Source organism: Pseudonocardia sp. NPDC049154, from assembly GCF_040648315.1.
Taxonomy (GTDB): domain Bacteria; phylum Actinomycetota; class Actinomycetes; order Mycobacteriales; family Pseudonocardiaceae; genus Pseudonocardia.
Genome location: NZ_JBEZDN010000033.1, coordinates 37908 through 64031 on the forward strand (window position 1 = coordinate 37908; position 26124 = coordinate 64031).

A 26124-nucleotide genomic window follows, 5' to 3' on the forward strand; every position below is an offset into this window, starting at 1 on the left:
CGGCTCAGTCCTCCGGTGCGGGGGTCGGACCGGCGGAGCCGGGCCGAAGGGCGTCGGTCGCCCCATTGTGGGGTATGACGTGCGTCGCAGGCGGGCGGGCGCGCCTCAGCCGACGGGATCGAGACCGGGGACACGGGTACGCCCGGTGTGCACCCAGCCACCGACCGTGCGGTCGGTGACCTGCGGCGTCGCGACGGCAAGGGGCCGGGCGGGCACCCAGCGATAGACCTGGGCGGCGTCGCGGGTCGGGTCGCCGGCGAGGTAGGTCGCCATCCGCTGCTCGATCACGAGCGTGCGGGCTGCGGCGAACGGTCCCCCGTAGTTCGGCGCGTAGGTGATCCCGGCCGAGTCGTCGCGCTGCGGCGGCGCGACCCGCCACTGCGGGAGCACCGTGGTGCCGAGCGGGAGCGGAGCCGGGGTCAGGCACGGGAGGACGAAGGCGACGGGCCAGTCGAGGATCGCCTCGGTCCCGGCCGGGAGGACCTCGTCCATCGGCGTGAGCCGCGGGACCCGGGGCAGGGTCGCGACGGCGGGGATGTCGACGGGCTCCCGGACGTCGACGACGAGCCGGACCCGCGTCGCGCCGTCGGGGGCGAGCAGCCGGACGTCCTGCGGGACCTCGCCGTCGGGCTTCAGCGCGGCGCGCTCGAGCGGCTCGCCGTCCCCCGCGAACTCGGCGGCGAGGGTGTCGCCGGGTCGCAGCACACCCGCGACCGTCACGACCACCGGGAGCTCGCGCGACCGCTGTGCCGGGTCGAGGGCGAACCACGCCGTGTCGCCGGTCCCGGCCGCCCGGATCCCCGGCAGCTCGGTGCCGCCCGCGTCGACCGGCTCCGGCGGCAGCGCCGACGGTCCGGGCAGGGCGGGCAGCAGCCCCGCGGCCGGGTCGGTCTCCACGGACAACCGCTCCTGCAGCCCGCACGGTGCGCCACGGGCGGTGGACACGGCGTCGGACAGGAGCGTGTAGCTGTCGCGGTGCTGCCAGCCGGTGCGCGCGAACGACCCGACCTGCAGCAGGACCACCGCCGTGAGCAGCACGGTCGTGACGGCGGCCGGGCTCGGGAGCCACCGCGGCGGCCGCCCGGTCCCGCCGCCCGAGCGCCGCCAGGCGAGCACGAGCAGCGCCACCGCGACCAGGACGAGCCCGGCGACCAGCCACACGGGCGCGAGCTCGACGCCCGCGACGACCGGCGGGAGCGTGCTCCAGGTCAGGCCCCACCAGTTGGAGACGAAGGGCCACACGTTCTGCCCGGCGAGCACCAGCGACCCGACGACGGCGAGCGCGCCGAGCCCGGCGAGCCACGGCCCCGTCCGCCCGGCCAGGGCCCGGCGCCCGACGGCCACGATCCCGACCAGCAGCACCGCCGCGCCGATCCCGGCGAGGTCGCCGAAGTGCTGGGTCCACTTGGTCGGGGTGGCGGTCATCGACGCGAGCCCGAGCAGGAACACCACGGCGATCCGCCGGGTCGGCCCCGGCGGGATCCGGCGCCCGGCCGCCCACAGCACCGAACACAGCGCCGCGACGGCCGCGAGGAGCGTGAGTAGCACGGGCGCGCGCTTGCCCAGCGAGCCCTGCAGGTCGTCCTGCGTGAGCAGCAGGGCGTAGCGGTTGTACTCGTCGTACCAGGGCTGGCCGCCCCCGATCAGCGTCCGGACCCGGGTGGCCTCGAGCATCGCGGCGAGGCTCTGGTCGGACACCATGAGGAACACCGCGGCCGCCGGGCCCGCCAGCAGCACCAGCACGAGGGGGACCGGGCCGAGACCGCTGCGGCGCAGCGTCCGCAGCACCGGCACCAGGCCGGCGACCACGGGCGCGAAGGCCATCAGCCCGCCCGGCGTGACCGCCGTCGTCACGCCCGCCGCGAGCAGGGCCAGGACCAGCGGGGTCACCCGCCGCAGCGCGATCGCGCGCTCCACGCCCACGAGGGCCAGCACCGTCCCGACGGCGACCCACGGCTCCGGCCGCAGGCCGAGCGTGTAGGGCAGCCACCAGGCGAGGAAGGTGAGCGCGGAGAGCCAGGCGACGCCGCGACCCGCCCGCGGCAGCAGCCGGGGCACCACGCAGCGGGACACCAGGCCCCACGTGACGAGCCCGAGCAGGATCGACGGCAGCCGCATCCAGGCCGTCGAGGCCGAGACCTGCGACCAGGCGTAGTAGAGGTCGTAGAACCAGCTGAAGGGCGCCTCGGGGGCGTTGAGCCAGCGGTAGACGTTGCCCACGAACCCGCTGCTGCCGCGGTCGCGGACGATCCCGGCGATGTAGCCGTCGTCGACGGTCACCGGCCCGGACACCCACCAGACCGCGAGCACCGCGGTCACGGTCAGGTCGGGGAGCCGGGGCCGCCACCAGCGGCGGGGGAGCACCCGGACCGCACGGCGCCGCTCGCCCCGGGCCAGCACGACGACCATCGCGACCAGCGCCAGCGCCCCGACGACGGCGATCGCGGCCTTGAGCGGCGTGATCGAGGTCTGGAAGCGGGTGTCCGCGGTGAGCTGCAGCCGCAGGTCGGAGGTGTCGGGGGCGTCGGTGAGGACCGCGGCGACGCCCGGCCGCAGGTCCCCGGGACGGGAGACGACCGGCGCGCCGTTGAGCAGCAGCGTCGTGGCCGTGGTGTCGCTGCGGAACTCGACCGTGCAGCCGCCCGCGGGCAGGGGCAGCGGATCGAGCTCGACGCCGGCCGTGGTCACGCGGAGCGATCCGGCGGCGACCTCCATCCGCAGGCCGTCGAGCGGGGTCGCGCGGGGGTCCGGCGCGGCCGGGGTCGTCGCGAGGAGCGTGCCCTCGCCGAGCGCGCGGGCGGCGTCGCACGTGGCCGCTGCCGTGAGCGAGACGGGCTGGTAGGGCATGAGCGGCAGCGCGGTGGGGACCGCGCCCGGGCCGCCCCAGTCGTAGCGGGCCTCGGGCTGCACCACCGGCGCGAAGGGGAAGGCGACCGCGCACGCCAGCACGACGAGCCCGAGCAGGGCGGCGAGGACCCCGGGCCGCCGCCGCGGCGGGGCGACGGGCACCGGAGGGTCCTCCCGCGTCGCGTCGGGGGCGGGGCGCGCGGGGGAGACCACGCGGACACAGTGCCAGCCCGCTCGCGACACGCCGCGCTCCGGGGCGGTGGGTCGGTCGCGATTCGTGATCCATCCGCCAGAATGTCCCGGCCTGCCCCTGGGAAGGCTCGTTGAGGACACCGCACGCGAGTGATGAGGAGCAGGCAATCGACACCGTCGCGCCGGTCCACCACGTCCCGGTCGGGCTCCCGCCCGGTCGCACCGACCGCCGGCCCCGGCCCGGCCTCTGGAACGCGGCCGTCCTGGTCGTGCTCCTCGGGGTGTTCGCCGCGCTGGTCTGGAACCGCCGCTGGGTGAGCGACGACGGCCTGATCGTGCTCCGGACCGTACGCAACCTGCTGGCCGGGGACGGGCCGGTCTTCAACGCCGGCGAGCGGGTGGAGGCCAACACCTCCACCCTCTGGACCTACCTCCTCGCGATCCCGGGCCTCGTGCCCGGGATCTCGCTCAACTGGGCCGCCGTCGTCCTCGGCCTGCTGCTGTCCCTGGCCGGGCTGGGGTTCGCGGTCGACGCCGCCCGCCGGCTGCACCGCGCGCGGCTGATCCTGCCGGCCGGCGCGCTGGTGGTGCTGGTGCTGCCGCCGTTCTGGGACTTCGGGACGTCGGGCCTGGAGACCGGACTGATCACCGGCTGGCTCGGACTGAGCTGGTGGCTGCTCGTCCGGCGGCTGCAGGTGCGCCGGGGCGAGGCGGCCGGACGGGCGTGGCCCCTCGCCGTCGTCGTCGGGCTGGCGCCGCTGGTGCGGCCGGACCTCGCGCTCGCCGGGCTGGTCGTCGCGGCCGCGTTCGTGGTGCTGGAGTGGCGCCGGGGCGTGCGCCGGCTGCTCGCGCTCGCCGCCGTCGCCGCGGTGGTGCCGGTCGGCTACGAGATCTTCCGGATGGGCTACTACGGGCTGCTCGTGCCGTCGACGGCGCTGGCCAAGGAGGCGAGCGACTCCCGCTGGGACCAGGGCGGCTGGTACCTGCTGGACCTGCTGGAGACCTACCGGCTGTGGTTCGCGGGCGCCGGCGTCGCGCTCGTCGCGCTCGCGCTGCTGAGCCGGCGCGGCCGGACCGGCCCGGTGCCGGTCGGCACCCGCGGCGCGACGGCCGTGGTGGCCCTGGCGCCGGTCGTCGCCGGGCTGCTGCTGGGCCTGTACGTCACCCGGGTCGGCGGCGACTTCATGCACGGCCGGATGCTGCTGCCCGCGCTGTTCTCGCTGCTCCTGCCCGTGATGGTGGTCCCGGCCACGCGCTGGGCCCTGGTCCCGGTCCTCGGGACGCTGGTGTGGGCGGCGTTCTGTCTGACCTCGCTGCGCCCGGCCTACGGCGAGCACCTCGGCCCGCACTGGATCGCCAACGAGCGGCTGTACTACGTCCTGCTGCTCGGCCACCCGCACCCGGTCACCGCCGAGGACTACGCGGCGCACCCGATGGTCGGCGAGGGGGTCGCGCGGGTCGGGGCGGCGCCCGGGTCGTCGCTCGCGATCGTCGGCGGCGGGCAGTGGTACGTCTATCCGGCCGACTCCGCGCGGAACACGCTGGTGTGGCTCAACCTCGGTGTGGCCGGCGAGCTCGCCCCGCTCGACGTCCGGGTGCTCGACGGCGTCGGTCTCGTCAACCCGGTCGCCGGGCACGCGACCGGGGTGCCCGGCGGGCGGATCGGGCACGACAAGGACCTGCTGCCGGAGTGGTTCCTCGCCGACGCCGGTGTACGCGGCGACACCGGCTTCGTCGGGCCGGCCTTCGTCGACGACGCCCGCCGCGCGCTGAGCTGCCCCGCGACCCGCGAGGTGCTGGCCTCGTACCGGGACCCGCTGACCGCCGACCGGTTCCGGGACAACCTCACCGGGGCGGTCGAGCGGACGTCCTACCGGTACCCGCGGGAGGCGGCCGAGGCCGCCGCCCGCTGCGGCGCCTGACCCGTCACGGGCGGTCGAGCGGCGGGTCCGCCGGCGCCTCGCCCATCTCGCCCACCTTCTGCCAGCCCCACGTGGTGCGGGTGCCCCGCTCGACGTCCGGCCCGCCCGGCGTCGGGGACCACGGCTCCAGCATCCGCAGCTGGCCCCAGTCGAAGTCCCACTGGCCCTGCAGGTAGGTCGGCAGCACCCGCTGCCGGGCCACCTGGTCGATCCACCCCTGCGGGCCGCCCGTCGAGGGGAAGCCCCAGTTGTCGCCGACCTCGCGCTGCTGGGTGTCGGCCAGGATCCGGTAGCCCGGCATCTCGGCGACCCCGCGGTGCACTCCGAAGGGGCGCAGGCACGGGCTGGGGAAGGCCGTCGGCCAGTCGGTGTAGCCCGCCGTGCCCGCGGTCACGGTGGTGAGCGGGGTCAGCTGCGGGACCCGCGGCTCGGCCACGGCGATCCAGCCGTCCTGGCCGAGGGCGCGGTCGGACGCGACGACCCGCACGGTGTCGGCGGTCGCCGCCGCCCCGGACAGGGGCAGCCGGACGTCCCGCCAGCCCAGCCCGGACGAGGCGGTGCCGAGCGGGTCCGCGGTGGTCGTGACGGTGCCGGACGCGCCGTCCGGCTCGATCCGGTCGACGACCTGGTCGCCGCGCGCGAACTCCAGGGTCAGCGACGTGCCGCCGCCCACCTGCCCGGCGATGCCGAGGACCAGTGGGACGGACCCGTCCCGGGCGACCTGCGGCAGGGCGTACCAGCCGCTGCGGTAGTCGCCGATCGCCTGCTGGTCGGCGCTCCAGCTGCCATTCACGCGGCCGCCGTGCGGGCCGGTGCCGGTGACGGCGGGATCGTGGTTGCCCGCGCCGTCGGAGTCGCGGAACGAGCCGGGCCCGCTCGGCGGGACCCCGTCCGGGACGAACCCGACGGTCTCCGGCGGGCCGCCCGGCCCGGCCGCCGGCGGGAGCACGCCCGCCTCGGGGTCGGTCTCGACGAGCACCCGCCCGGCGAGTCCGCAGCGCGAGCCGGTCGGGTCCTGGACGATGTCCGCGGCCAGCGAGTACGTGCCCCACTGCTTCTGCACGCCCTTCGCCAGCGACGCGATCTGGAAGACCACCACCAGCGCACAGATCACGGCGATCGGGGCGTTGTTGAGCCGCGGGCCCCGGCCGTCGGCCGGCAGGGGACGCGGGATCGCGGGCCCGCGCAGGTGCTCGGCCAGCGCGTAGACCAGCGCGAGCGCCGCGGCGACCAGCAGCAGCGAGGTCGCCGAGATCCCGTTCACCGACGGCGGCTTGTCGAACCACGGCACGCCCCAGTTCGAGACGTACCACCAGGTGTTCGGGCCGGCGAAGGCCAGCGCGGTCGCACCCAGCAGTGCCGCCACCAGCAGTGCCTGGTTGCGGCGGGACCGCAGCACGCTCGTGCCGGTGGCCAGGGCGGCGATCGCGGCCATGCCGGCACCGAGCGCGGCGAACGCGCCGAAGTGGTGCGTCCACTTGGTCGGGGTGAACGCCAGCACGACGAACGCGAGCAGGCTGCTGCCGATCAGCCGCCGGGACACGCCCAGGGCGGCCCCCGGGATCCGGCCGCGCCGCAGCAGCACCGCGATGCTCACCCCGAGCAGCAGCAGGAGCAGCAGCACCGGGAAGCGGCGCATGAGGGAGCCGTCCCGGCTGTCCGAGAACAGCAGCTGGTAGCGGGAGAGCTCCTGGTACCAGGGCTGGTTGGGGCCGATCTCGGTGCGCACCCGGGTGGCCTCGGCGACCGAGGCCCAGGTCTGGTCGTCGAACACCGCGACGAGCACGATCACACCGGCGGCCAGCAGCGGCAGCATCACCACCAGCCACCCGGCCTTGCGGGCCCGCTTCGCGAGCAGGCGCAGCAGCGGACGGGCGGCGGCGAGCAGCGGCGCGAAGGCGATCAGCCCGGTCGGCGTGGCGGCCACGGCGAAGGCGCCGGAGACGAGCGCGCCGGCGATCGGCAGCAGCCGCTGCGTGACCAGGGCGCGCTCCAGCAGCACCAGGGACAACAGCGCGGCGATGACCACGACCGGCTCGGGGCGCAGGCCGTTGTCGAAGGGGATCCAGAAGCAGAGGAACACGCCGGCCGCGGCCCACCCCGCGGACCGGCTGCGGCGCACCCGGGTGCCGAGCCGCGGCAGCAGCGCGCGGCTGATCAGGAACCAGGACGCGACGCCCATGAGGAAGGCCGGGACCCGCAGCCACAGGACCGCGTCGCTGACCTCGATCCACTTCGAGTACAGCTCGTAGAACCAGCCGAACGGCGCCTCCGGGACGTCGTACCAGCGGTAGTAGTTCCCGACGTATCCCGAGGTCCAGGTGCCGCGGGCGATGTTGAGGATGTAGCCGTCGTCCGGCGTCATGCTGCCGAAGACGATCGCGCCGCCCAGCAGCACGACGACCGTGGAGTCGCGGACCCAGTCGTGCCCGCGCAGCCGGCCCGACAGCCGGCCGGTGGGCACCAGGCGGCGCCCGTCCCGGTCGTCGAGCCGGCGCAGCACCAGCAGGCAGCCGAGGAGGGCGACGACGGCGAGCGCCCCGGCCGCCACCTTCAGCCCCGAGGGGGCGCTGTCGAAGCGGTTGTCCGTGGCGAACCGGATGTCCGTGCCGGCCACCGGGTCGAGCGCCTGGTCCAGGTCCGACCAGATCCCGACGACCTGCGGGCGGCGGTCGTCGTCGAACGCGGCGAGCTGCCGACCACCGACCGTGACCGTCGTGCTCGCCCAGTCGGAGTGGACGACCAGCGTGCAGTCGCCCGCCGCGAGGTCGGCCTCCGCGATCCGTTCACCGCGGTCGTCGACGGCGAGCCGCCCGGCGTCGACGCTGACCCGCATGCCCACCGCGGCGCCGTCGGGGGCTCCGGGGGCGGTCGTGGTGAGGACGGTGCCCGCCTGCGGGCTCCGCGCGTCGAGGCTGCGGACGGCGGCGCAGGGGACGGTGGCGTCGAAGCTCTCCGGGCGCAGGCCGACGAGCGGAGCGGTCACGGGGGCGGTGCCCCCACCGGCCGTGGGCCAGCTGAGCTGGGCGGTGTTCTGCGACACGGGCAGGAACGGGATCGCGAGCGCGAGCACGGCCGAGAGCAGGCCGAGTCCGGCGGCGAGCCGTCGCAGACCGGGACGGTGGTGTGGGGGAGCGGAGTCACGCCGGGGAGGGGAGCTGCGGCGTGCCTCGTCCACCGTGTCGGTGGTCAGCACGACGCCCGAGGCTATCTCCCGGCCCGGCGCGTCGCTCGACCCGTCCTCCCGGGTGGTGCGGCACACTGTCGTCCGGCTGTCATCCGGTTCGGGCATCAAGAACTACATCCATGTAGTTACGACACTCTGCGTAAGCCATTGGGCCGTTCGGGCGCTCTGTGGGGGACGCCCGTGACGGCTACTCGGGGGCATCGTTGTGGTCGATGTGACCACGACCGCCGAGCACGCGACCGTGTCGGACGCCATGCCGAGCACGGGGCCGGCCCCCGGTTCGCCCCCCGCCCGAGGCGGCGAGCTGCGCGCCCTGACCGGTCTGCGCGCCGTCGCCGCCGCATGGGTCGTGCTGTTCCACTTCCACTTCACCGCGCTGCCGGGCGTCGCCGTGGTGAGCGGGCTGCTCGGGCCGTGGGTCACGCAGGGTGCGCTCGGCGTGGACCTCTTCTTCGTGCTCAGCGGCTTCGTGATCGCCTACACGTACCTGGAGCAGCTCGGGCCGCGGCTCACCGCCGGCGGGACCGGGCGCTTCGTGTGGGCTCGGGCCTGCCGGATCTGGCCGGCCTACGCGCTGGTCTTCCACATGTTCGGCATCTGGCTCGTGGCCCGCGCCGTCTACGGCAGCGACCCGGACATCGCCTTCCAGGCGGTCCAGCCGGTGCTGAGTCCCGGCGAGTGGCTGCAGCAGCTGGTCATGGTGCAGCTCTGGGACAACCCGTACCTCGACGGCGCGTCCTGGGTCGGGGCGACCTGGTCGATCAGCGCCGAGTGGCTCGCCTACCTGCTGTTCCCGCTGGTCGCCGTGGTGTTCCACCGGATGCGGAACCTGCCCGCCGGGGTGCTGGCGGGCGGCGCGCTCGCGCTGATGACGCCGATGGCCGCGGCCTACCTGACGACCGGCAGTCCCTACTACCCGTGGAGCTGGCTCGTCCGGATCCTCTGCGGGTTCGGCGCGGGGATCCTGACCTTCCTCGCGGTGCGACGGCTGCGGCACCGGTCCGGTGTCCGCCGCCCGGCCTCCGTCGTCGCCTCGGTCACGCCGGTGCTCATCGCCGCCGGGCTGCTCGCCGGCGAGCTCGCCGGCCCGGGCCGCGGGGGTGCCGTCCTGGTGCTGTTCCCGGTGCTGGTCGGTGCGCTCGCCCTGGCCGACCGGGGCGTCGCGCGGTGGCTCTCGCGGCCGGCGATGGTGCACGGCGGGCGGATCTCCTACGCGCTCTACCTGATCCACATCCCGATGTTCGAGGTCTTCTGGCTCGCGCTGCGCCGCTACGGCGGCTTCGGCGGCAGCTCCCTCCTCGCGCCCGGCGGCGTCCTCGCGCACGTCCTCGCGCTCGTCGTGCTGGTCGCGACCGTGCCTGCCGCGCACCTGCTCTACCGGCACGTCGAGGAGCCGGCACGCGCCGCGATGAAGGAGATGCCGGCGCTGTGGGCACAGCGCGTGGCCGAGGCCCGGGACCGCCTGCCCACCGTCCTCGCCCGGCTGGTCCCGGCGGGCCCCGCAGTCGTCCTGCCGTTGCCGTTGCCGGTGGCCCCTGCGCCGCGGCGGGCGGAGGAACACGGATCCGTGCGCGTCGGTGGCGCACCCGTCCCCGTCGTGCCCCTCGCGCGGACCGCGCCGGACCCCCGTGCCGTCGCGCCCGCTCCCGAGCCCGCGGCGCCCGCCGGCGTCCGCGCCGTTCCCGATCCCGACCCGGAGGTGGCCCGCATGCCGTCCGTCCCGACCGGTCCGCGGCCGGCCGCCGCTGACCGTTCCGACACACCGTCCGCCCCCCGGACCGCGCCGCTCCCGGTCGTCACGGCCGTCGACGGTCCCGCCCTCGGTGTGCCGATCGACACCGACGCGGCCCGGCGCGACCCCGCCACGGCGGTCCTGCCCGCCGTCTCGCTCGAGCCCGAGGTCGCGATCGGGCTGAGCGGCGCCGGCTCCTGGCCGGAGCGCAAGCCCCGCCGGCCGCGCCCCGCGCCGGAGCCCGCCGCGGCGATCGACAGCACCGTGGCCCGGCGGGACCCGGCGTCCCGGGCGTTGCCGACCGTGGTCCCGCTGCCGCTCGTCGAGCCGCCGACCCAGGCCTTCCCCGCGGTCGCCCCGCTGCCGGCACAGTCCGGCGCCGTCCGCAGGCTCCTCGACGCCCGCAACGCCGACCTCCGCTCGCCGCACCCGCAGCTGGCCCGGGAGCTGTCCGAGCAGCTCGTCGGCGCCCGGCTGGCCCGCGGGAAGCACCGGGTGAAGAACGCCCGCCCGCACGCCGCCCCGCACATCGCAGGGCAGCGGGGCCCCGAGCGCCAGTCCCGCTAGCGGGTCAGGAGTCGTCGCGGTCGGCCCGCTCCGCCTCCGGGGTGGACGGCCGCGGCGGGGCGTCCGAGCCGGCGTTCCCCCCGCCCGTCACGCGCTCGCCGCGGGTGAGGTCGTAGGCGTCGTCGGGGTAGGGCGGCTCGAAGAGGTAGACCTCGAGGTGGCGGTCGTCCTCCGGGACGCCGTCGAGGGTCGTGGCCAGCTGCAGGCCCGTCGAGATGCGCCGGACCTGCCCGAACAGGCCACCGCGGAAGGGCTGCCAGGTCGCGTCGGCGAAGCCGCCGAGCGACGGGTCGCCCCACACGACGGCGGAGCGCGGCGGCTCGGTGATGCCGTCGGCCACGCGGGGCATGGGCAGGCACGGGAACTGGAAGGCCACCTGCCACGACAGGGCGACCGGGCCTGCCGGGAGCGCCTCGCGCAGGGGCACCTGCTGCGCCACGGCCGGGGCGGTGAAGGCGAGCCAGCCGCCGATCCCGCCGCTGCGGTCCACCGCCGTGAGCCGGACGAGGTCGGCCTGGCCCCGGGCGTCGGGCAGCGCGAAGGTGCGCCAGATCGTGTCGGAGGCGGTGTCGGTCAGCGGCACCGCGTCCACGGTCCGGACGGTCCCGTCGGCGGCGCGCCGACCGAACTCGGCAACCAGCGAGTTGCCGTCGCCGAGGGTGCCGGAGGCGAGCACGGCGATCCGGGCGGACCCGTCGGCGGGCAGCGTCGGCAGGTCCCACCAGGGCGTGGTGACCTGACCGGTCGTCCACTCCGGCGCCCCGTCCCGGGCGACGAAGCTGCCCCACGACCGGTCGAACATTCCCGCGCCCGCGGGCAGCGGCGGCCCGTCCCCCCGGGGGAAGCCGTTCTCCGCGAAGCCCTGCGGCTCGGCCGGTGCCGGCAGCCCGGTGGCCGGGGTGAGGGCCCGGGCGCCCACCGGGTCGAGGACGCGCACGGCGCGGGCCGCGTTGCAGTCCGTCGCGCCGGGGTCGCGGAAGTTGTCCCCCCAGAAGGACCACGACCCGCTGGTCCGGTCGACGGCGAGGCCGAACGTCCCGACCAGGTACACGACGTTGGCCAGCAGGCCGAGCACCACCATCGCCGGCACCGCCCGCAGCAGGTGCAGCCGCAGGTCGCGGGTGCCGCGCCAGCGTGCGCCCAGGGCCAGGAGCCCGACGAGCACGGCCAGCCCGAGGACCCACCAGACCGGGTCACCGAACTCGACGACGTTGACCGCCGGCGGGAGCTCCGGCCGCCGGACCCCGACCAGCCACGTGTACGGCCACGCGTTGGGCCCGTGCCCGGCCAACGCCAGGGCCAGCGCGAACGACCCTGCGATCGCCACGAGGAGCGGCACCGGCAGCCGCGCCTCGAGTCGCCGGGCCACCGGGATCCCGAGCACGACCAGCAACGCCAGGAAGACCGAGCACGTGCCGGCGAGCGCCCCGAAGTGGTGCGTCCACTTCGACGGGGTGGGCCAGAGGAGCAGGAACGCCAGGGCGGCGGTGCAGCCGGAGAACACCAGCGGCCACGGCAGCGGGATCCGCCGCGCCCGGGCAGCTGCGAACAGCACCGCGAACCACAGCAGCGCGACGATCGTCACCAGGACCGCGACGCGCTTCGCATACGAGCCCATCGCGATGTTCGTGAGCAGGAAGTTGTAGCGCTGGATCTCGTCGGCCCAGTCGTTCTGGTCCTGGATCCCGAGGAAGATCTCCTGGCCGTGCAGGAAGTCCCGGAAGGCGCCGTCGGCGAAGGCGAGCAGCGAGGCCACGACCGCCCCGGACACCACGGCGACGGCGCGGGCGAGCGTGCGGACCACACCGGTGGTCCGGACCAGCCGCCACAGCGCCGGCAGCCCGGCGACGATCGGCGCGAGCGCGGTGAAGCCCGTCGGGTGCACCGCGAACCCGGCCGCGGCCGCGACGAACGCGAGCCAGGCGACCGAGAGCCGCGACCGCCGCACGGCCATGGCCACCCCGAGCAGCGCCAGCGCCCCGCCGACGGTCACGGCGCTCTCCGGCCGCACGCCCATGTCCAGCGGCAGCCACCACGCCAGGAACGCGACGCCCAGCACGGTCCGCGACAGCGACCGGATCCACCAGCGGTCCGGGGCGGTCTCGCGCAGCGCGGTCGCGGCGAAGCGGCGCACCGCCGCCCAGGTGATCAGCCCGAACACCAGGGCCGGCACCCGCTGGGCGGCCGCCGAGTCGCCGGCGACGGTCTGCCACCAGGCGAGCAGGTGGTAGAACCATGTGAACGGGACGAAGCTCTGGTCGTAGAGCTGGTAGTAGTTGCCCACGAACCCCGACGCGCGGAAGTTGCGGGCCATCGCCGCGTAGTAGCCGTCGTCGTCCGTGCTGGGGGCGAGGAAGAGCCACAGCGTCATCAGCGCCGGGACCACCAGGTCCACGAGCGCGGGCGGACGCAGCCGCCACGGGCGCTTCTCGCGCGGCTCCCGCCGGTCGACGAGCACCAGGCAGAGCACGGCCGCCACCGCGAGGAGCCCGGTGAGCCACGTCAGCGCCGTCTTGACCGGGGTGGGGGCGCTCGCCATCTCGTCGTCGACACGCATCGTCACGCCGAGGTCCCCGCGGTCCGGCAGCGCGGTGATCGACGTGGTGAGCAGGTCGACGTCGGGCACGGTGGCGCCGAAGGCCGACGCGAGCCGGTCGCTGTCGAGGTCGAGCACGGTGCCGTCGCCGTCGGCGTGAAGGGTGTAGAGGCAGCTCCCGCCCGGGATCGGGGCGTCGAGGAGGACCTGGCCGACCGCGGCCACCCGGACGCCGGGCGATTCCGGGGTCCCGGTGGCCGTCACGACCAGGCCCGCGGCCCCGGCGGCGGCGGAGTCCGGCCGCATCGTGGCGACGACGATCCGGTCGGGGGTGCCGGCCGCCGCGCGGACGGCGTCGCAGCTCACCCGGACGTCGAGGGTCAACGGCCGGTAGGACGTCAGCAGCAGCGTGGTCGGCTCGGGCGCCGTCGCTCGCTGCGGCCAGGAGACGGTCGGGGTGCTCACGCTCACCGGTGCGAAGGGCAACGCGGCCGCGCAGACCAGTGCGAGCAGGCCGAACAGGCCGGCCAGGAGGTCGAACGGCATCCGCGGCGAGCGCCGGGTCGGCCAGGCCGGGCGCTCGCGAGCCGGGCGCACGGCGGGGTCGACCCGACCCAGGTCACGGGACGGGCGTGCCGGGCCGGGATCGGTCACGGGCGGCGCGGCGGCCTCCGCCCCGGCGTCCGGGGTCGACGGCGTCGACGGCGCGGATCCGGGCGACACGGCCGTTCCCTCGGTCGACCCGGTCGCGGTCCCGGTGTCGGTTCCGGTGTCCGCTCCGCTGGTCTCCGGCGGCGATCCCACGTCGTCAGTCCTCGGTTCCTCACTCGTCCTGGCCGGGGACGAGAGTGTCATGCCACCCGTCCGGGCACCCGCCCAACCCGCCGCGGAAGGGCCAGGGCATGATTGCGGTCCGGTAACCGGCGACCGTTTCCGGGGCGTTGGTCCCGGGACCACCGGGTACCCGCCCGGTAGAGTCACGCCGATCTCAGACGTCCCACAGGTACCCGTCCGCACGTCGTCCGCAGGAAGGGGTAGAGCCCTGACTCCGACGACGCGCTCCCGTACGCGGTCGCTCGGCCTGGTCGGGCTGGGCATCATCGGGTCCGGTCTGCTTGTCAACGGCTACCTCGCGATCATCGCCCGGAGCCTCCCCGCCGCGGAGTACGCCTACTTCGGCGCCTTCTGGTCGATCGCCCTGGTCGTCGGCTTCGGGGTGTTCCTGCCGATCGAGCAGGAGACGGCCCGGCTGATGCAGGTGCCGGCCCGGCCCGGCCGGGTGCTGCACGCCTCGCTGTTCACCGCGCTGGCGCTCGCCGGGGCCGAGGTCGTGGTGGTGCTGGCATTGTCACCGGTGCTGGTCCGCGCGTTCGGCGGCGAGATGTGGACGATCGCCGCGCTCGCCGTGCTGTGCATCGCGTCCGCCGGGCAGTTCGTGATGCGCGGGGCGCTGATCGGCATGGACCGGATGGACCGGCACGCGCTGGTCATGCTGTGGGACACGGTGCTGCGGGTCGCCCTCGCCGGCGCGGTCGCGCTGCTGATCGCCGACCCGGACAGCTCGGTCTTCGCCTGGACGCTCGTCCTCGCGATCCTGCTGGCACACGGCCCCCAGCTGCTCGCCCTCGCCCGGCGGCGCACCCGGATGGGCATCGTCCCCGAGCTGGGCGAGACGACGATGACGCCGCGCGGCGTCCGCCGCGCCGTCCTCCCGCTGCTCCTCGGTTCGCTGTGCGCGCAGCTCCTGCTCAACGGGCCCCCGATCCTCGTCCCGTTGCTCGCCTCGACCGAAGCCGAGGCCGATCTCGCCGGCCGGTTCGTCGCCGGGTACACGCTGGCCCGGATCCCGCTGTTCCTGATGGTGCCGCTGCAGACCGCGCTGTTGCCGCTGCTCACCCGGCTGCTGCACGGCGGCGACCGGGCGGTCCTGCGGAAGGTCACCCTCCGGCTCAGCGCGGGCCTGCTCGCGCTGGCCGTCGTCGCGTTCGGGCTCGGCTACGCCATCGGGCCGTGGCTGGTCGGCCTCGTCTTCGGGCAGGGCTACCGGCTCGGCGCGTTCGACATGGCCCTGCTGTCCGTCGGCGTCGCCGCCTACCTTGGCATGGTGCTGGTCACCCAGGTGCTCGTGGCGTCCGTCCGGCACTCGCACGTCGCCTGGGCCTGGCTGTCCGGCGTCGTGGTCGCCGTCGTCACCGTGCTCGTCGTGCCCGACCTGCTGCTCAGTGCCGAACTCGCGTTCGTGCTGGGCTCGACGGTCGGGTGGGTGGTCGGCACGATCCTCATGCTGTCCCGGACCCGGAACAGGGAGCTGACCCGTGTCTGATCGCGAGGACGACCTGGTCGTCGCGCTCACCTACTACGCGCCCTACGTCTCCGGGCTGACCAACATGGCCCGGGACATCGCCGAGGGCCTGGCCGCCCGGGGGCGCCGCGTCACCGTCGTGACCAGCCGGTACGACGGCGATCTCCCGCGCGAGGAGGAGATCAACGGCGTCCGGGTGCTGCGCGCGCCCGTGCTGCTCCGGCTCGGCCGCGGCGTGGTGAGCCCGGAGTTCGTGCGGCTCGCCGTCGCCACCGCGAACCGCGCCCGGGTGGTCAACCTGCACCTGCCGATGCTCGAGGCCGGGGCGATCGCGCAGTTCACCTCGGCGCCGATCGTCGCGACCTACCACTGCGACGTCACGCTGCCGCCCGGCCTGGTCAACACGGTGCAGCGGAGGGTCGTCGACGCCTCGAACCGGCGGGCCATGCGCCGGGCGGACGCTGTGGCGGTGACCAGCGAGGACTACGGCCGGCACAGCCGGATGTGGCCGTGGATCGCACCGACCGTCGAGTCCATCCCGCCGCCGTGCCACGCCCCGCCCCGGGGCGAGCCGACCTACCGCGAGACGGACGGGCCGCACATCGGGTTCCTCGGCCGGATCGTGCGCGAGAAGGGCCTGGAGTACCTGGTCCGCGCGTTCCGGACGCTCGAGGACCCCGACGCCCGGCTGCTCATCGGCGGCGACTTCACGCACGTCGCGGGCGGGTCGGTCGTCGAGCAGGTGCGGGCCGCGATCGGCGACGATCCCCGGGTCCGGCTGCTCGGGTTCGTGCCCGAGGAGCGGATCGGCGACTTCTACGCCTCGCTCGACCTGTTCAGCCTGCCGTCGGTCAACGCGTTCGAGGCGTTCGGGATCGTCCAGGCCGTGGCGATGCTCGCCGGCGTGCCGGTGCTGTCCAGCGACATCCCGGGTGTCCGGCAGCCGGTCGCGCAGACCGGGTTCGGCACGCTGGCCCCGAAGGCCGACACCGAGGCGCTGGCCGACGCGATGCGCCGCCTGCTCGCCGACCCGCCGGACCGGGAGGCCGGGGCCGACGCCGCGCGCCGGGCGTTCTCGGTCGACGGCGTGCTCGACGCCTACGAGGTGCTGTTCGACAAGCATGCGCGAAGGGGACGCTGAGTACTTCCGATGAGCACGTCGTTCGGACCTGACCACTACGACGAGGCCTACTACGCGGAGAACGGCCAGGCGGGCGACCGGCCCGCGTTGCGCTGGTACGTGAAGATGGTGCTGCGGTACGTCGGCCGCGGCCCCTACCTGGACTTCGGCTGCGGCACCGGGCACCTGGTCCGCCGGCTCGCCGAGCACGGCCCGGCGTCGGGCGTCGAGGTCTCCGCCTGGTCGGCCGAGGCCGCGCGCCGCACCGCGCCCGGCTGCCCGGTCTACACCTCGCCCGGGGACCTGCCGACGGACGGGTACCGCGGGCTCACGGCGATCCACGTCCTCGAGCATCTCGACGACGACACCGCCGCGGCCGCCGTCGAGACCTGGCGGCGGGTGCTCGTCCCCGGCGGGCGGGCGCTGGTGGCGATGCCCGACCCGGCCGGCCGCGGGCACGCCCTCGCGGGGGAGAGGTGGAACGGTTTCGCCGACCCCACGCACGTCAACCTGAAGTCGCACGAGGAGTGGCGGAAGTTCCTCGTGCACGGCGGGTTCACCATCGTCCGCGAGGGTTCCGACGGCCTCTGGGACGTCCCGTACGGCCGGCTGCCGCGGTTCCTCGACCTCCGCGCCGTGCCTTCGTTCGTCCAGTTCTGCTCGGGCCGGCTGTTCCTCAACCCGGGCGAGGGCGAAAGCTCGATCTTCGTGGTGGAGAACACGGCGACCTGACGCGCTGCCGGTTTCCCGCTCCGCGAGGCATGATCGGGGCATGGCAGAGCTGCTCCCGCTGGACCCCGACCAGTTGCTGACGACCACGCGCTCCGTGCGCAAGCGCCTCGACCTGGACCGACCGGTCCCGCTCGAGGTGATCCGCGAGAGTCTCGAGGTGGCGCTGCAGGCGCCGAGCGGCAGCAACAAGCAGGGATGGCACTGGATCGTGCTCACGGACCCGGCCAAGCGGAAGGCCGTGTCGGACCTCTACGCCCGGTCCTTCGACGCCTACCGCAACTCCGCCGGCTACGCGGCCAACCACACGTCGGGCGACGCCGGCCGGGACGCCACACAGCAGCGCGTCGCCTCGAGCGCGGAGTACCTCGCCGAGGTGATGGCCGAGGTCCCGGTCCTGGTCATCGGGGCGATCGAGACGGGCACCGAGGAGCTGCCCGGGGGCAACCAGGCCGGGCTGTGGGGCTCACTGCTGCCCGCTGCGTGGAGCCTGCAGCTCGCGCTGCGCGCCCGCGGCCTGGGCAGCGCCTGGACCAGCCTCCACCTGCGCTACGAGAAGGAGATCGCCGAGCTGCTCGGGGTCCCGGGCACCGTGAAGCAGGGCGTCCTGCTCCCGGTCGCCTACACCAAGGGCACCGACTTCAAGCCCGCCCCGCGCCAGCCCCTCGACGAGGTCCTGCACGTCGACACCTGGTAACCCCGTGAGTGGCAACTGCCCCTAGAGGGGCAGTTGCCACTCACGACCCCGGTTGAGCTGCGGGAACGCCGAGGAGAGCCGTGCGCGGTTCCCGGTGCCCGCTTTCTGCGAAACGCTCCGCGCCGAGGGGACGGGCCGGACCCTGTCCGCATGCCGCACCTCTCACCGCGTCCGACCGACCACCCCGACTGGGAGGCCACCCTCGCCGCCCAGCACGGCGTCGTCACCGCGGGCCAGCTGCTCCGCGACTTCGGCCTCACACAGAGACACCTCTTGCACCAGCTCGACGCCGGCCGGTGGCAGCGGGTCCTCCCGCGCGTCTATGCGACCTTCACCGGGCCCCTGCCCGAGGAGGCCCGCCTCCGTGCCGCGCTGCTCTACGGCGGCCCGAGTGCCGTGCTCAGTCACCACACCGCCGCGGAGCGGTGGGGTCTGATGCCTCCGCAGCCGGGCCCGGTGCACGTCACGGTCCGGTACGGGTGCTCGGCGGTCTCCCAGCTGCCGCACGTCGTGGTCCATCGCTCGCGAGCCCACGCGCACATCGTGGTCGGGACCGACCCGCCGGTAACGGGACGCGCCGACACGGCGATCGACGTCGCCGTCGAGGAGCCGACCGCCCGTGCTGCCCGCCAGAGGCTCACCGACCTGATCGGGACCGGGCGCGTCGGGGCCGGTGCGGTGTGGCGTCGGCTGCAGCAGCGCCCACCCCGCCGCTACCGGAAGCCCCTCGACGAGGCGGTCCGGCTCATCGCCGGCGGCGTGCAGTCGGTGCTCGAGGAGTGCTACGCCGTCGACGTCGAGCAGGCCCACGGTCTCCCCGCCGGACGTCGTCAGGTCCCTGCCCTGGTCGACGGGCACACGCTCTACGAGGACGTGACGTACGACGATGCAGGCGTCCCCCTCACCGTCCGGCTCGACGGCAGGACCCACCTGCAGCCCGAGACGGCGCTGCGCGACCGCCGACGGGACAACGCCGCGGAGCTGGCCGGGCGGTCGCGCCTGGTCTTCGGCTGGGTCGAGGTGTCGAAGCAGCCGTGCCAGGTGGCGGCCGAGGTGGCGGCGGTGCTCCGTCGGCACCGCTCCGACCTCGGCGGGAGCACCTGTTTCCGCTGCTCAGAGGGGGTCGTGAGTGCGTAGTGACCCTCTAGGGGCAGTCGGCACTCACAGGGGCAGGCGGCGGAAGACCGGGCGCGGGACGTGCCGGAGCGCCGACATCACGAAGCGCAGCGGGGCGGGCGCCCACACCAGCTCCTGCTTGGTGCGCACCGCGTGCACGATGACCTCCGCGACCGCCTCCGGGGTGGTCGACAGCGGGGCCGGCGTGAGGCCCTCGGTCATCTTGGTGTGCACGAACCCGGGCCGGACCACGGTGACCGTGACCCCGAAGGGCCGCAGCGCCTCGGTGAGGCCGGTGTAGAAGGCGTCGAGCCCCGCCTTGGTGGAGCCGTAGACGAAGTTCGACCGGCGCGCCCGCTCGCCCGCGACCGAGGACAGCGCCACCAGGGAACCGTGGCCCTGCTGCTTCAGCCGGTCGCCGAGCGCCACCCCGACCGAGACGGCCGCGGTGTAGTTGACCTGCGCCAGTTCGACGGCCTTCGCGACGTCCGTCCAGGCCTCCTCGTTGTCCCCGAGCAGGCCGAACGCCACGATCGCCACGTCGACGTCGCCCTCGGCGAACGCCTTGTCGACCACGGCGGTGTGGGTGTCGAGCGCGGTGGCGTCGAAGTCGATCGTCTCGACGGCGCAGCCCCTGGCCTCGAGCCGGGCCTTCGCGTCCGCCAGCCGCTGCGAGGGCCGCGCCGCCAGCACGACCCGCATCGGCCGGTCCGAGGCGAAGGCCTCGACCGCGGCGAGCCCGATCTCCGAGGTCCCGCCCAGCAGCAGGATGCTCTGCGGGTTGCCCACGGCATCGATCATCAGATGAGCTCCAGTCGTCGTGCGAGGTCGGAGGCGAAGACGCCCGCGGGGTCCACGGCGGCGCGCACCTTGCGCCACTCCTCGAGCCGCGGGTAGCCGCGCCGGATCGCCTCCGGCGTGGTCCGCGACTCCTTGGCCAGGTAGTGCCGGCCGCTGGCATCGAGCACGATCCGGTCGAGCTCCTCGCAGAGCTCGTTCAGGCCGGGCCCGATCGGGATGTCGACGCAGAGCGTCCAGCCGGGCTTCGGGAAGGACAGCGGGGCCCGGTTGCCCTCGCCGAAGCGCTTCAGCACGTTGAGCGCCGAGACCTGCCCGGCCTCCGTCATCCGTTCCAGCACGGTGCGGATCACGTCGCCGCGCTCCAACGGCACCACGAACTGGTACTGCAGGAAGCCGTGCGGACCGTAGCCGCGGTTCCACTCGCCCGCGATGTCGAGCGGGTGCAGGAACTGGGTGATGTTCTGGATCGCCCCCAGCTTCGTGGGGGACTTGCGGTACCAGAGCTCGCTGAACAGCCGACCGGTGACGCGGTTGAGCATCCCGGGCGGGAAGACGTCGGGCACGGTCAGCAGCTGCGGTGCGTCGAACTTCAGCGGGTTCCGGCGCTGCTTGGGAGTGAGGTCCGCGAGCATGGCGTGGTTCGCCCTGGTCAGCAGGCCGCGGCCGAAGTGCTCGCCGGTGGTGACGGCGTCGAACCAGGAGACCGACTCGGCGTACTTCTCGTCGTCCTGGGTCTGGCGCTCCATGAGCTCGGCCAGGTTGTCGATCTGCTCGGTGTCGACCTTGAAGTACGCGGTCTCGACGTGGTGCAGCTTCAGCCGCGCCCGCACGATCACGCCGGTCAGGCCCATCCCGCCGACCGTGGCCCAGAACAGCTCGTCCTCCGGACCCTCCGGCGTGAGTTCGCGGATCGAGCCGTCCGCCAGCACGATCGTCATCGCCTCGACGTGGTTGCCGAAGGAGCCGACGACGTGGTGCGCCTTGCCGTGGATGTCCGCGCCGATCGCGCCGCCGATGGTGACCTGCCGGGTCCCGGGCAGGACCGGCACCCACAGCCCGAAGGGCAGCGCGCGTCGCATGAGGGCGTCGAGCGAGACGCCGGCGTCGAGGTCGACGACGCCGGAGTCGGCGTCGATCGAGTGGATCCGGGCGAGCCCGGTCATGTCGAGCACGGTGCCGCCGGCGTTCTGCGCCGGGTCGCCGTAGGACCGGCCGAGGCCGCGGGCGATGATCCCGCGACGGCCCGCGGCCTTCACCGCGGCGGCCACCTCCTCCGGCGTCCGGGGCGTGATCACCGTGGCCACGGTGGGCGCCGTGCGCCCCCACCCGTGGAGGGACCGGGTCTCGCTGGCTGGGCTGGTCATCGGTCGCCAGGCTACCGACGCTCCGCCGGGCCTCCCGGACCGACCCGGGGTCGCGGAAGCCGGGAGGAGACGCCGGTCACGAGGTACCGGATCAGCGGGTCAGCCGGAAGACGGCAACGTCGTCGACCTGCCGGCCGGCGTCGCCACTGACGACGCGGGTCCAGTCGAGGACTCGGGGGTCCATCGGGCGCCCGTCCCGCGGCGCCACGACGATCGCGTTCACGCCGAGTCGCACCAGATCCTGACGGGCGGTGTCCGGCGACCCGGGGTCGGCGCCGCGCTCGACGATCGCGTCCACGCCCGCCTGGTAGGCGTTGACCTGGCCCTGGAGCAGGAGCGGGACCCCTGGTTCCGACCCGATGAAGTACCCGCCCGTGGTGCGGTAGGCCATCCCCGACTCCGCCTGCCACAGCAGCGGAACGGCGCCTCCCTCCCACGCCCCTGTCGCGCGGGGGACGGTCTCGACCACCGCTCCCGGCCCCAGTGTCCGGGCGGCCGAGCGGGTGAAGAAGGTCGGCACGGGGGCGTGGACGGTGCGGACCGCGTCCGCCGCAGGCACCCAGCTCGCCGCGGTGATCACGGTCAGCCCGAAGGCGGTCCACCAGGTGACGGTCCGAGGTCGGCCGACGAGGTCCTCCACCCAGAACGCCACGATCAGGGCCAGGCACGCCGCGATGAAGATCTGGAACCGGACCGGCTCGACCTCGCCGAGGAGCGGCACGTCGAGGAGCAGTCGCCACGGCATGACCTGCAGGCGTACGTCACCCAGCACGACGAGGTGGACCCCGAAGGACAGGATGATCAGGATCGCGGCGACGAGACCGGTCGATCTGGTGGCCTCGCGGCGACGTCCGACGATCAGGGCCACGGCGACCAGCAGGAGCAGCGCAAGCCCGATGTAGCCGCCCTGCTCGCCCGGGTGCAGCGCCAGCCGCCCGGCGTAGTCGGCCGGATCGATCCGGATCGCCGTGAGGGGCGAGGGGACCAGGAGGTTCGCGGCGTCGGCCGTCGTCGCGTCCGGCGGCCGGATGCGCTCCTGTGGTCGGCCCGGCCCGCCGAGCAGCAGGGAGAAGGGGTAGGCGCAGAGCACGAAGTAGACGACGAGGCAGGACACCGTCGACCGGACGAGGGTCGGCACCCTGCGGCGGACCAGAGCGGGACGTCGCAGTGCCAGCACGAGCGCCGCGACGACCAGGGCCACCGCACCGACCGCCAGGGTCTGGGTGTAGAGCCCGGTCTGGAGAGCCAGGCCGAGGCCGAACGCCGCCCCGGTCAGGTAGGGCGTGGCGTCGTCCCGCAGCAGGGCCCTGTCGATGAACCAGATGAGGAGCGGCGGGAACAACGCCCACACCAGGTTGAGGTGACCCACCGACGCGTGCGCCACGACGAAGGGGGAGAAGGCGTAGAGGCCGCCGGCCACGCCGCGCGCGATCAGGCTGGGAACGAGTCGGCGGGTCGCGGCGACGAAGGCGACACCGGACGCGACCGGCCCCAGGATCATCCCGACGTTGAAGGCGACCACCGGGCCCGCGGTCGCGGTCACGGGCGCCAGGAGCGCGGCGAGAACGGGCACCGGCACGTTCCACATGGCGTTCACGCCGTACGGATAGTGCTGGTAGGTCGTGTAGAGGGGGTTCGCACCCGTGGAGACGGCGTGGACGAACCACTCGAGCCACCAGGTGAACTGGTGGCTGTCCGAGGAGGCCCAGCCGACCGTCGACGCCGTCAGGTCGCCGAGGACCCGGTGGTACAGACCCAGCGAGCACACCAGGTAGACCAGCACGAGGGCGAGCAGCCCCCACGGCGAGGAGCGCCGCGGCGCCGTCCACTGCGTCCGCGGTGCGGCGTGTCGAGCTCCCGCGGACGCGAGGTGCATGGGAGCAGCCTGGCACGGATCGTCGCCCGGACGGTCCCGACGCTCCGGGGTTCGCCGTCCCGCCGACCTGTGCCACCCTGCCGCCCGTGTCCGCCCCGCCCCTCGCCGCGCCCACGGCTGCAGTGCGGGCGGAGCGGGGTGGGCGGGGGTGGCTCGGGCTCGCCACGCTGGTCTACCTCGCGATCTCGCTGCTCCTGCAGCACCGCGCGCTCGGGGACCTCGCGGGCAGCGCGATCGGGCGGGTGTCGACCGATCCCACCGGCTTCACCTGGTGGCTCGCTCACACCGCACACGCGCTCACCACCGGGACGAATCCGCTGGTCACAGACCTGCAGCACTACCCGACCGGGGTCAACGCGCTCTGGAACACGGCCGTCCCGCTGCTCGGTCTGCTCCTCGCGCCGGTCACCCTCACCGCGGGCGCGACGGCCGCGTTCAACGTCGGGATGGTCCTCGGGCCGGTGGTGTCGGGGGTGGCCGCCGCCGCGGCGCTCGGCGGGATCGTGCGGTCGCGGGTCGCGCGCGCGGCCGCCGGGGCGCTCTACGGCTTCTCCCCGTTCATGGTCGCCCACCTGCAGGCCGGGCACCTCAACCTCGTCTGGGCGGTGCTGCCGCCGGTCCTGCTCGCGCTCGCCCACCGGCTGTTGGTGCGCGACCTCCGCCGGCCCTGGCTGATCGGCGCCCTCACCGGGCTCGCGCTGGCGGCGCAGGCCTGGCTCTACACCCAGACGCTCGCGATCGGCGCCCTGATGCTGGTCGTGCTGGCGGTGGTCCTCGCCGTCCGGTACCCGGGCCGCGCCGCCGAGCGGCTCCCCGCGCTGGTGAGGGCCGGGACATCGTGCCTCGTGGTGTTCGGCGTCCTCGCCGGCTACGCGGTCCACCTGGTCCTCGCCGGGCCCGCCCGTCCGCGGGGTCCGCTGCGCTCGTCCGAGTACGGCAGTGCCGATCTCGCGAACACGGTCGCCCCCACCTGGCTCACCGCGATCCGCCCCGTGCCGGCCCCGATCGGGATGCAGGGGAACCTGGGGGAGCAGGGCGGCTACCTCGGGCTCGCGGTCCTCCTGCTGGTCCTGCTGGCGGTGGTGACGTGCGGGACCGCGGCCAGGATCGCTGCCGTGGTCGGGGCCGTCGCCTGGCTCCTCGCGCTGGGGCCGCAGCTGTTCGTGGCGGGGGAGCCGACCGGCGTACCCCTGCCCTGGCGGGCTCTCGTGCAGGTGCCGCTGCTGGGCGAGATCGAGCCCGTGCGCCTGCAGGTGGTGGTCACGCTGGCCGTCGCGGTGCTGGCCGGCCTCGCGCTCGACCGCGTCCCGCGGCTCGTCGCGCTGGTCGCCGTCGTCGCCGCGGTGTCCTGGGTCCCGGCCGACGCCCAGCGCACCACCTCCGCGGCCGCATCGGCCTTTCCGCAGCTCGCCGGGCAGGTGGTGGAGTCCTGGCCCCGCATCACCAGCGACTGGTACGGCGGCGCGGACCCGCTGCGCGCGCAGGTCGCGTCGGGCTTCGGCTACCGGCTGACCGGCGGCTACTTCCTCGGCTCCGACGCCGACCATGCCGTGCTGCTCGAGTCCCCGTGGAACCGCTATCAGGCCGGTGCCGCGCTCGCCCAGGAGTGGCGATGGCTGGTCGCACCGCCCGACCCCGACGCCGCGGCCCGCGACCTGCGCGCGACGGGTGTGACGGTGGTCCTCGTGGTGCCGCAGCCGGGGCGCGACCCGGGCCCGGTCCTCGACTGGACCCGGCGGGTCACCGGATCCGCGGGCGTCCCGCTGGAGGGGGCGTGGGCGTTCCCGCTGGCCGCTACCCTGCACGGGTGACCGTTCCACCCCGCCCGGAGATCAGGATCTCCGACGCCGACCGGGAGCGGGCCGCGGCCCGGCTCCACACGGCACTGGGCGAGGGCCGGATCACCGTGGCCGAGCTCGAGGAGCGCCTCGCCGTGGTCTACTCGGCGCGCTACGCCTCCGATCTCGTCCCGCCGCTCGCGGACCTCCCCGGCGAGCCGCTCGACGTCATGCAGCCCACGGCGCTCTCCACCCCGGTCGGCCCGCCGATGGTGCTGCGCACGGGGATGGGGTCGCTGCGGCGCACGGGGCGCTGGGTCGTTCCCGCGCGCCTGCGCGTGCACAGCACGATGGGCGCCGTGCTGCTCGACTTCACCGACGCCGAGCTCACGCACCCGGTGATCGAGGTCGAGCTGGAGCTCGGTGCGGGCTCGGCCCGCCTGCTGGTGCCGGACGGCGCCACCGCGGACGTCGACGGCCTGGTCGCCGGTATGGGCACCGTCCGCAGCAAGGTGCCGGCCGCGGCGCGCCGTGGCGCTCCGCACTTCCGCGTCTACGGCCGCGCCGGGATGGGTTCGGTGACCGTGCGGCAGCGATACCGCCTGGGCGGGCTCGCCTTCTAGGCCGTGTCTCTCAACCCGGCGCCGCCGAGCCCCGGTGATCCACGTCGTTCCCGGCAAGGCAGCCGGGCCGCCCTCATACCGGGCGTATTCGGGTGGCCCGGCAACGCCGGCGGGGACGGCGTGGGCGCCGGGAGCGGTGGTGGCGGGTTGGGAGACATGGCCTAACCTCGCGCCCTGCCTCAGCGGGCCCGGAACACCACGGTCCGCAGCATCACGAAGTTGATCGCGGTGGCGGTGCCCTGCGAGATCACCCAGGCGATCGAGGCCTTGAACGCGACCTCGGGCAGCAGGTAGAGCGCGAGCGCGTTCACGCCGACCGCGATGCCGAAGGTGGTGGCGTAGAGCAGCACGAACCCGGCGAGCCGGCCGCGGCCGCCCGCGGCGTCGCCGAAGGTGAAGCGCTTGTTCAGCAGGTAGGCGGTGGTCGTGCCGCAGATGAAGCTGATCGCGCGGGCGAGCCAGGTGGGCGCGTCGAGGGCCAGCAGCAGGTGGTAGATCCCGAAGTCGACGGCGGCCGACAGCACGCCGACCACCGCGAAGCGGACCAGCTGGCCGACGAGCCCGTGGCCGGCGGGGGCGGGAGTCGCCTCGGGCTCGGTCGCGGTCACGCGTCGAGGGTAGCGACGCACCCGTCCGGTCCCGCTCACTGGTGCACCTTCCTTGTGTCCGGGCCGGCTGGGATGGTTCGGACGCACCACTGGTGGCCACCGGGTGATCGCCCTGCTCGCTCGACCG

Annotated in this window: 16 protein-coding genes; 9 read left to right on the forward strand and 7 right to left on the reverse strand. The window is 74.8% G+C overall.

Annotation, left to right across the window (positions count from 1 at the left end):
- Positions 1-105: 105 nt before the first annotated feature.
- Positions 106-3009 carry an arabinosyltransferase domain-containing protein gene (locus tag AB0B41_RS18115; RefSeq protein ID WP_358204465.1) on the reverse strand — a complete coding sequence of 968 codons (2904 nt, stop codon included), beginning with the start codon at positions 3007-3009 and terminating at the stop codon, positions 106-108.
- 161 nt (positions 3010-3170) lie between these two features.
- On the opposite strand from AB0B41_RS18115, the gene AB0B41_RS18120 reads away from it, so the two are divergent.
- The gene (locus AB0B41_RS18120; protein WP_358204467.1) at positions 3171-4961 is read left to right on the forward strand and encodes a hypothetical protein; all 1791 of its coding nucleotides are present in this window, start codon (positions 3171-3173) and stop codon (positions 4959-4961) included.
- Between the two features lie 4 nt (positions 4962-4965).
- Here AB0B41_RS18120 and AB0B41_RS18125 read toward each other — a convergent pair whose 3' ends face one another.
- Positions 4966-8157: an arabinosyltransferase domain-containing protein gene (locus AB0B41_RS18125; RefSeq protein WP_358204470.1), complete on the reverse strand. Its 3192-nt coding sequence runs from the start codon at positions 8155-8157 to the stop codon at positions 4966-4968.
- 205 nt (positions 8158-8362) lie between these two features.
- Here AB0B41_RS18125 and AB0B41_RS18130 point away from each other — a divergent pair, with 205 nt between their 5' ends.
- Positions 8363-10447, forward strand: coding sequence for an acyltransferase family protein (locus AB0B41_RS18130; RefSeq protein WP_358204472.1), 2085 nt, complete (start codon positions 8363-8365; stop codon positions 10445-10447).
- Between the two features lie 4 nt (positions 10448-10451).
- Here the strand turns inward: AB0B41_RS18130 and AB0B41_RS18135 are convergent, their stop codons facing one another.
- Positions 10452-13706, reverse strand: a complete 3255-nt coding sequence (locus AB0B41_RS18135; RefSeq protein ID WP_358204475.1) for an arabinosyltransferase domain-containing protein — start codon at positions 13704-13706, stop codon at positions 10452-10454.
- Positions 13707-14199: 493 nt separating this feature from the next.
- On the opposite strand from AB0B41_RS18135, the gene AB0B41_RS18140 reads away from it, so the two are divergent.
- From AB0B41_RS18140 to AB0B41_RS18160, 5 genes are all read left to right on the forward strand, one after another.
- Positions 14200-15306, forward strand: a complete 1107-nt coding sequence (locus tag AB0B41_RS18140; protein WP_358204477.1) for a hypothetical protein — start codon at positions 14200-14202, stop codon at positions 15304-15306.
- The gene (locus AB0B41_RS18145; RefSeq protein WP_358204479.1) at positions 15299-16426 is read left to right on the forward strand and encodes a glycosyltransferase family 4 protein; all 1128 of its coding nucleotides are present in this window, start codon (positions 15299-15301) and stop codon (positions 16424-16426) included. Before AB0B41_RS18140 ends, AB0B41_RS18145 begins: the two co-directional genes overlap by 8 nt.
- A 9-nt stretch (positions 16427-16435) precedes the next feature.
- Complete coding sequence (locus AB0B41_RS18150) at positions 16436-17137, forward strand: class I SAM-dependent methyltransferase (protein WP_358204482.1); 702 nt, start codon at positions 16436-16438, stop codon at positions 17135-17137.
- A gap of 40 nt (positions 17138-17177) precedes the next feature.
- On the forward strand, positions 17178-17831 hold the full coding sequence (locus AB0B41_RS18155; protein WP_358204484.1) for a nitroreductase family protein: 654 nt from the start codon (positions 17178-17180) through the stop codon (positions 17829-17831).
- A gap of 150 nt (positions 17832-17981) precedes the next feature.
- The gene (locus AB0B41_RS18160; protein ID WP_358204487.1) at positions 17982-18968 is read left to right on the forward strand and encodes a hypothetical protein; all 987 of its coding nucleotides are present in this window, start codon (positions 17982-17984) and stop codon (positions 18966-18968) included.
- A 24-nt stretch (positions 18969-18992) separates the two neighbouring features.
- Here AB0B41_RS18160 and AB0B41_RS18165 read toward each other — a convergent pair whose 3' ends face one another.
- The 3 genes from AB0B41_RS18165 to AB0B41_RS18175 all read right to left on the reverse strand — a co-directional run bounded on the left by AB0B41_RS18165 (position 18993) and on the right by AB0B41_RS18175 (position 22988).
- On the reverse strand, positions 18993-19748 hold the full coding sequence (locus AB0B41_RS18165; RefSeq protein WP_358204489.1) for a decaprenylphospho-beta-D-erythro-pentofuranosid-2-ulose 2-reductase: 756 nt from the start codon (positions 19746-19748) through the stop codon (positions 18993-18995).
- The gene (locus tag AB0B41_RS18170; RefSeq protein ID WP_358204491.1) at positions 19748-21112 is read right to left on the reverse strand and encodes an FAD-binding oxidoreductase; all 1365 of its coding nucleotides are present in this window, start codon (positions 21110-21112) and stop codon (positions 19748-19750) included. The genes AB0B41_RS18165 and AB0B41_RS18170 overlap by 1 nt, the downstream gene beginning before the upstream one ends.
- A gap of 91 nt (positions 21113-21203) precedes the next feature.
- A complete protein-coding gene (locus AB0B41_RS18175) occupies positions 21204-22988 on the reverse strand; it encodes a hypothetical protein (RefSeq protein ID WP_358204493.1) in 1785 nt (594 codons plus the stop codon).
- 86 nt (positions 22989-23074) lie between these two features.
- Here AB0B41_RS18175 and AB0B41_RS18180 point away from each other — a divergent pair, with 86 nt between their 5' ends.
- The gene (locus AB0B41_RS18180; RefSeq protein ID WP_358204495.1) at positions 23075-24799 is read left to right on the forward strand and encodes a hypothetical protein; all 1725 of its coding nucleotides are present in this window, start codon (positions 23075-23077) and stop codon (positions 24797-24799) included.
- Positions 24796-25389 carry a DUF1707 domain-containing protein gene (locus AB0B41_RS18185; RefSeq protein ID WP_358204498.1) on the forward strand — a complete coding sequence of 198 codons (594 nt, stop codon included), beginning with the start codon at positions 24796-24798 and terminating at the stop codon, positions 25387-25389. The genes AB0B41_RS18180 and AB0B41_RS18185 overlap by 4 nt, the downstream gene beginning before the upstream one ends.
- Positions 25390-25568: 179 nt before the next feature.
- Here AB0B41_RS18185 and AB0B41_RS18190 read toward each other — a convergent pair whose 3' ends face one another.
- Positions 25569-25997: a GtrA family protein gene (locus tag AB0B41_RS18190; protein WP_358204500.1), complete on the reverse strand. Its 429-nt coding sequence runs from the start codon at positions 25995-25997 to the stop codon at positions 25569-25571.
- Between the last annotated feature and the right edge of the window lie 127 nt (positions 25998-26124).